Raw genomic sequence first — 8,015 nt, forward strand, 5'->3', positions numbered from 1 at the left:
GCGGCAGAAGCAATGCAAGACCAAGCTGCCCCGCGAGCCCCGCACCGAAGGCCTCTTCCAACTGATAGAACGTGCCGAGAAATGGCTGCGCGAGAATACGTACACCACGCCGATACTGAAATGGGAAACCGAACGATGGGGCGAGATTCCGGCGGACTTCGGGCGGAAAGGATGATGCAAATGCAGCAACTGAAAAAGCAGTTCTCATTTTACTCCAACTTTCATCTTCCTTTTATAAAAAGGACCGGCAACCGTACCCTGAAAGGCTTTCCACTCTCTCCCCTAAGCCTTCCGCCAACACTCCAGTATGTTTTCTCTCTTCTCATAGGTATGAGAATGTCGTTCTCATAAGCATGAGAATTCCTTTCTCATAGGTATGAGAAAGAATAAAACCTTAGGCGTTGTCTGGCAAAAAGAGTCGGGAATGGTGCGGCAACGACTAGCGCAAGTCGTAACGCTCGATATATTCGTCGAACTGCGGCTCTTCCTTCAGACCAACCCGACGGAAGAGTGCGGCAATCTTTTCCTGCTCCTCGGGGAAAACAAAGCGTTCACCGTGGCGTATACGGTAGAACATATTCCGCCCGAAAAAACCGTAAAGGGTAGCACGAGCCATGCGGGCTTCCCGGTAAGGCAGTTTCTCAAACTGTTTCAGCACGGCTTCGATGCCTCGTGCATAGCGTACTTTCCGGATGGGCCGGAAATACATACATCCCGCAACGGCCATCTGCCGGGCGGCAGCAGGCGAAAAGACGCGGATAGAAGTATGAGTTGCCGGAACACCTTCGGCTATGGCGCGGCGCAAGCATTCCTTGGCACGGGGGCAAGCATCGTGCAGACAAAGGGTATAATTCTCGGGGAGCAGGGTGTAATCGAAATCGGTTAACATAGGCGTATGGTTAGTATTAGTTGACGAGTTAACAAGGGAACAAGTTGACAAGGGGACAAGTTGACGAGGAAAGAAGGAAAGGATCAGAAAAAGAGTCCCATTCGTCAACTTGTCCCCTCGTCAACTTGTCATCGTATCAGCTCAGCGACTGCATATCGTTCAGTCGCTTGTAATATCCGTCGAGGGCAATCAGTTCTTCGTGAGTACCACGCTCTACGATTTCGCCTTCGTACAGCACGCAGATCTCGTCGGCATTCTTGATGGTCGACAGACGGTGAGCGATGGCAATCGTCGTACGCGACTTCATCAGGCGCTCCAGAGCCTCCTGCACCAGACGTTCGCTCTCGGTATCGAGGGCCGAAGTAGCCTCATCCAGAATCAGGATAGGCGGATTCTTCAGGATGGCACGGGCAATGCTGATGCGCTGGCGCTGTCCACCGGAAAGGCGTCCGCCACGGTCGCCGATCATGGTATCATAGCCCTTCTCCGTCTCCATAATGAAGTCGTGAGCGTTGGCTATCTTGGCAGCTTCGATCACCTGCTCCATCGTAGCATTCTCCACACCGAACGTAATATTGTTGTAGAACGTATCGTTGAAGAGGATGGCCTCCTGGTTCACATTACCAATCAGCGAACGCAAGCTGCGGATAGATACATCCTTCACATTCTTTCCATCGATTATCAGCGCGCCTTCGGCAATGTCGTGATAGCGTGGCACCAGGTCCACCATCGTCGACTTTCCCGAACCGGACTGTCCCACCAGAGCGATTGTCTTGCCCTTGGGCACGGTGAGGTTGATGTGCTTCAGCACCGGACGACCTTCCGTATAGCTGAAGCTGACGTCGCGGAACTCCAACTTATCCTCGAAGTCGGTCAAAGGCAACGGCTGTGCAGGTTCCTTGATAGGATTCTCGGCTTTCAGAATCATATCGATACGGTCCATACTGGCCAGACCCAACGGAATGTTGTAGAAAGCCTTGGAGAATTCTTTCAACGGATTGATGATGCTATACAATATCACCATATAGAAGATAAAGGTAGCCGCATCCATCGGTGCATACGTCTGGTTCAGAATCAGCGCACCACCAAACCACAGGACAATAACAATGACACACGTGCCCAGGAACTCGCTCATCGGGTGTGCCGAACTCTGACGGATAACCATCTCGTTCATGGCCGTGCGGAACTCATCGTTCGTCTTGGTGAAACGTGCCGACATCTTTTCTTCGGCAATAAACGCTTTGATAATGCGCAGTCCGCCCAACGTTTCGTCCAGCTGCGACATGATGTCGCCCCACTGTGCCTGCGCGGCCGAAGACTGGCGCTTCAGCTTACGGCTGACTACACCCATAATCCAACCGGCAAAGGGCAGAATAACTATGACGAAGAGCGTCATCTGCCAGCTCACGGTGAACAGGGTAAAGAAATAAATCAAAAGGGCTATCGGGTTGCGGATAAGCATATCAATCGAACTCGTCAGCGAGTTTTCAACGGCCGTCACATCGGCACTCATACGGGCTATGATGTCGCCCTTGCGCTCCTCGGAGAAGAAACTGAGAGGCAGCTTCAGCACCTTATTATATACTTCGATGCGGATATCGCGCACAATACCCGTACGCAACGGCACCATCACCGCCGATGAAGCGAAGTAACCTGCCGTCTTCAGCAGTGTCATAAATATCAGAACGCCTCCCAGCATGACAAGCGTCAGGAAAGCACCGTTCGTCTCTACGAAATGGCTGATCCAGTAATAAGCATTATTCACCAGCACATCCTTATCGAAATGTTCCCAATCCATCGGCTGATATTCGTACACTTTGCCATCTATCTTGAACAGAATATTCAGAATCGGGATAATGGCCATGAACGAGAACACATTAAGCCACTGCGACACGAAGTTCAGGATAACAGCCCATGTCAGATACTTGCGGTAAGGTTTGATGTACCGCTTCATCAAAGAAAAAAATTGTTTCAGCATAATTATCAAGTGAATAACGGGGACAAAGGTAGAGAAAAAATACGACCTCTGCAACAAGAATGAAATATTAGCGGATGCCGACTATACGCACCACCCGCCAAGACCTCTTACAGCTACTTCCCCTTACGGCGTAAAGCACGGAAGAGATATTTTGCAAACAAGCCGGAAGCTACAGCCGGAGAAATCTGCCACACCGCACGGCACATGCCCCAGAGGTCTGCCACGTCGAAGACACTTCGCAACGAGCAAACCAGTATGGTCTTTATATAACTCTTCAATGCACAGTGCAAAACAGCATCGTCCCGGCGGTCGGGATAATATCTGGCAATCCAGTCCACGAACAGAGCGGTAGCCTTCGCCTTCTCCTTGTTGTAAACGACAGAATTGGATATGTTCTCGTTCTCGGCATTCCGCCAGCACACCGGCTGTCCGTACAGCGACACGATGCCACCTGCCAGGTCGGCAAAACGAGCCCATGAGGCATCGTCCGAACACCAAGCCAGCGGAAACTTCACAAAGCCACCTGCCTCAGTATACACATCGCGGCTGAATACATACTCACACGCCGCAGAAGATATTTTTCCGCCAAGCTTGTCCAACAGGAAATGATAACCCGAAATACAGTCCGCATCGAACGGCGGATTGCTACGGAACAAATGGCCTTCGGCATCGACCAGCGACAACGGGAAACGGAAAAAGACACGAGTATCGCCATGCACCGCAGCTGCCTGCAAGATGCGCTCTACGCCGTCAGCGGGCATCAGATCGTCGTCGGAGAAAAGCCAGATTAACGGTTCATTACGGCTCAGCGCAATGCAACGCTCCCAATGACCGGGCAAATCGTTCCGACCCATATTTTCTTCGAAACGATGGTATACGAGGGGAAACTCATTCCGATAGCGTCCGACAATCTCTTCCAGATTCTGCGGGCTGTTATCATCACCGATGTACACCACAAAATCCTTGCAACTTTGCTTCGCGATAGAATCCAACGTAGCCTGCAAGAAACGACTTTTATAAGCCGGTATCACAATTGCCAGTCTGCTGTCCATACCCTTTACTGTTTCATTCGACATTATTCTTTCATTACCTTACGCCTTTCGTTCCGGCAGTTTCTCACCCAGAATCTGCTCGTAAATCGCCATCCGGCGCTCCAGCATTTCCTGCGGATTGTACAGAGCACTCAGCTTGTCGGCAGCCTGCTGCACCAGTTTTTCCTGCAGTTTTTCGTCCTCGGCCAGCCGGACTACCGCATCGGCAAAGGCCGAAGCCTCATCGGCTATCAGACATTCCTCACCACTACGGAAGTCAAGCCCTTCGACTCCTTTGGAAGTAGTGACAAACGGCACCCGGGCAAAGACGGCATCCAGTATCTTCATGCGCATTCCGCTTCCCACCCGAATGGGCACAATGGAAATGGCTCCTTTCAGGAAAGTTGTCAGCTCGTCTACAAACCCCATGAACTCCATTTCCGGGCAGACTTCGCAAAGCCTCTTTGCATCTCCGCTGTTCCACTTTCCTACCAGTTGGAATGTGAATTTGAATCCACGCTGACGCAAAAGCGGAGCTATTTCGGTGCAGAACCAGGTGACGGCATCCCAGTTCGGTGTATGGTCTTCGCCGCCTACAAACACCAGACGATTGGTTTGCGCAGGCACAAACGTATCAGCCACATTTCCCGACTTGCGTATCACTGCCGGAGAAGTATAAATGCGCTCTGTCCGTCCCAAAAGTTCGGCCAGCAAGGCACGGTCGGTCTCGGTCAGTGCAATCAGATGTTTATAGCTGTCCAGCGCCCCTTTCTCAAAATCTCTTGCCACACCATAAAGCATACGGTCTTCATTGGTCATCTGCTTGAGAAGTTTCATTTCGTTCTGGTTGCGAATGTATCGCAGTTCATGATGCACAAACACGGTCTGTACATCGTCCGGCAGAACGTAAACCAGTGGTAACAGATCATAGAACTGAGTTTCCACTATGTCAAATCCCATGCGTGAAACCTTGGCCACATAGTCGACATACTGGCTGTCGAAGTTCCTGAAAGTAGAATTCATGATGGTGCCTCTTCTACGTACTTCATTATCCTCGACGGCCTGAGTGCCGTGTGCAACCAGCTGCCTCCGCATTTTGCGGGCAACCGATGCCTGAATTTTTTTCAGCCATTTGTAATACAGCGGATGCTTGATCGAATAACCCTTTTCTTCGTCCCCGGCTTCGAACAGGAAGAACTCTACATCGGGCCAGATTTTCTTCAGCTCCTTCACCGCCTGCCTTTCTCCGGAAGTGTGCGGATTGAGCAAAATAGACACTGACAAATAGCGACGCATGTAGTCCACCATATTAAAGAAAGCCTGATTACCTCCGGAGTTCAGAGGATAGGGAGGCCAAGGGTTAATTATAAGAATCTTTTTCATCATCGAACACATTCGTAAACGTTTCACATCCGGAGTATCCCGATAACTGTCCAACCGGAATCCGGTTATATTATTTTAAAACAGCCGACTTAGGCTGTTGGTTCAACATTCTTCCACACTTTATTGTAGACATCTATATACTGCCGGGCAGTGCAGGATATCTCAAATTTCCGTGCAACAGGCGCCACACGTCTTTTCAGCTCGCCATACAATGACGAATCGGTAGCAAGCCGGACTATAATATCCGTAAGGGTGTCTACCGGCACTTTCCCGTCCTTCAGTTCGAACAGGGCTCCTGCCACTCCGCCGTCCGCATCGGTAATCATGTTCCGGATTTCTCCAACATCGCTGGCTATGATGGGGGCACCACTCATCAGGCTTTCGATTACTACCAGCGGAAAGCTTTCTCCTTTGAAGTATGAGGGAAGCAGTCCGGCATCGGACATGGCGAAATAATTGCGCACATTTCCTTGCCTGCCCATCAGATGTATGAACGGAGGAAGATCCTGCTGCTTCAGCGCCTCATAGCACTCGCCGTCTCCTACCAGAAGCAAATGAACCGGCCGCTGTATGGTTGCATTGGCCCGTTTCACAGCCTCTACCGCTTCCATCCAGCCTTTGTACAGAAAGCCGCGGCTCACCAGCGACAGGCAGAAAGCATCTTCCTCAATGCCCAGACTGGCCCGACTATAAGGCGACAAGGGAAGATAGGGCAGACCATTGCCTATTTTCTTCAGCCGAATCTGCGACTGAACGTGCTTCAGCGGGAGCAGATTCTTATCTGCGATGTAGACAAAGCACGAACATACGGGGAGCACTGCTTTCAGAATCTTGTTCAGTTCCTCTTCCGGCACAGCTTCGTACATTCCGTGAAGGGTGACTACCTGCTTACACGGAAACGAACGGTTGCCGATGGCATTGGCCACCGCACTGTCGATGGTTCCGTGATGGGTATGGATGATGTCGGCACCCAGCATAGTCATCACGTTGCGAAGCTGTAAGACGTGCGGCAAAGCCAGCAAAGGCACATTCCGGTCCAGTTTCTGCCTGATTTCTTTTTCACCACGCTCTCCTCTGAAATCGACAAACGTCACGGCAATGCCCTGTCTCTTCAGCTCATTGGCCAGGTAGATGGGAAAGACCTCTCCTCCTCCCTGCATCATGGCATAAGTACAAATCAGCACATTGGGCTGTCTGTCCGCCATGCTTTCTTTTATCTTGTCCAAAGAATAAGCCTTCTCGACTTCTTCCACAGTGATACATTGCTTTTCAAGGCAATGTTGAATCAGATTTTTCTTTACCACCTCGAAAACTGCCGCATCGACTGCATAGTTCCGGGCCACGAAACAGGAAATCTGCAACGTTTCCGTATAATAGTCCAGCGTCTTCTGAATCTTCAGCGACGTGCTTCCCGGATGAATTCTGTAATAATTGTTCACCCGATTGGTATAGCTTACAGCTCCGCCTTTAATCAGCCACAGGTAGAACAGCCAGTCGCCGCACAAGGACATCTGCTCCCATTGGGATATAATGTCAGCCGGAATGGTACCTATGTTCCGGAAGACGGCACTGCTGACGTTGGGCACCACATTCTTGATAGCAAAAGCCTTGCTTACGAGCTTGTGGGCCGACATGATGAACGGCGCATTCCAGACAACCGGCAAATCGGCCAGATACTCTTCCTGCGACCAGATCTGCTTTCCTTCCTGCATGAATACGCTTCGTGCAAACGACAGCATGACCGACTGATGGCGCAAGCCCTGAAGCACTGTTTCCAGAAAATTCCGGTCGCAATAGTCGTCGCTCTCGGCAATCCAGACAAACTCTCCCCTCGCCAGTTCCAGTCCTTTGTTCCACTGATGGAACACTTTGCCCGAATTGTGTTCATTGGCAACCAGGCGAGTATTTTCGGGATACTTCCGCGCATACTCTTTCAGCACCTCTACACTTCCGTCGGTCGAACAATCGTCCAACAGGATCACTTCGAAGTGTCTGTACGTCTGATTATAAATGGAGTCCAACCGTTCTTTCAGATAGCGGGCATGATTGTAGTTGGGCACGATGATGCTGACCAAAGGCGGCTTTTTCCAGGTCACCGGTACATCCAGTGCACCAAAGTCATTATCCCTGACATTAGGGGACACTCTTTTTGAAGATAAGAACTTTGTGGAATGAATAAATTTCAGATAATGCGTACGGGTAAAAGCATCTGTTTTTTCACGTTTAAACAGAGTCACTTTAAAGCACTTGCGTTTTTCAACAGAATACAAGCTGCTTCCCGTAATCCTCTTTTCATAAACCAAGGGCAACAGCTTATGCCGAAAAAGTTTTTTCAGTGTCATTTCAGTCATTTCACTTTACAGAAACAATACATTTTACATACAGGTAGGCTAAAACACAGCTTTCTTCGATTCACAGAATCCAACAAAGCTTTATATAAAAAAACAAACTACGCACGAATACTGCATCACGTTGCGTTAAGGTTTGTTATTTGCGACTGCATCACGACGACCGGTCTGTTCGGGCACACACGGGTTTCGAGACACTCTCTCCAATAGTTTATTTTGCAAACATAGTAAAAGTTCTCCTATGCCACAACTTTCGACCGAAAAATCAGTGAAAGACATGGATTTCTGAAGAAGATACGCTAACTTTGCTTCTGAAAACCAGATATCCCGTATAAACATGCCTCCCAAAGTCAGCGTCATCGTGCCCAACTACAATCATGCCCGCT

At 49.9% G+C, this 8,015-nt stretch carries 5 protein-coding genes and 1 pseudogene; 1 reads left to right on the forward strand and 5 read right to left on the reverse strand.

What is annotated here, in order from left to right:
* Positions 1-175 (forward strand): annotated as a pseudogene (locus QVP67_RS13890) (viroplasmin family protein); the annotation flags it as partial.
* Between the two features lie 264 nt (positions 176-439).
* Here the strand turns inward: QVP67_RS13890 and QVP67_RS13895 are convergent.
* From QVP67_RS13895 to QVP67_RS13915, 5 genes are all read right to left on the reverse strand, one after another.
* On the reverse strand, positions 440-889 hold the full coding sequence (locus QVP67_RS13895) for a DUF6078 family protein (protein ID WP_022164162.1): 450 nt from the start codon (positions 887-889) through the stop codon (positions 440-442).
* Between the two features lie 136 nt (positions 890-1,025).
* Complete coding sequence (locus QVP67_RS13900; RefSeq protein ID WP_071148366.1) at positions 1,026-2,867, reverse strand: ABC transporter ATP-binding protein; 1,842 nt, start codon at positions 2,865-2,867, stop codon at positions 1,026-1,028.
* A gap of 113 nt (positions 2,868-2,980) precedes the next feature.
* A complete protein-coding gene (locus tag QVP67_RS13905; RefSeq protein WP_288180235.1) occupies positions 2,981-3,919 on the reverse strand; it encodes a glycosyltransferase family 2 protein in 939 nt (312 codons plus the stop codon).
* Between the two features lie 39 nt (positions 3,920-3,958).
* The gene (locus QVP67_RS13910; RefSeq protein WP_288180236.1) at positions 3,959-5,284 is read right to left on the reverse strand and encodes a glycosyltransferase; all 1,326 of its coding nucleotides are present in this window, start codon (positions 5,282-5,284) and stop codon (positions 3,959-3,961) included.
* Between the two features lie 86 nt (positions 5,285-5,370).
* A complete protein-coding gene (locus tag QVP67_RS13915) occupies positions 5,371-7,425 on the reverse strand; it encodes a glycosyltransferase (RefSeq protein ID WP_288180237.1) in 2,055 nt (684 codons plus the stop codon).
* Between the last annotated feature and the right edge of the window lie 590 nt (positions 7,426-8,015).

Source organism: Bacteroides sp. CAG:633 (assembly GCF_000435115.1).
GTDB classification, from domain to species: Bacteria; Bacteroidota; Bacteroidia; order Bacteroidales; family Bacteroidaceae; genus Bacteroides; species Bacteroides ndongoniae.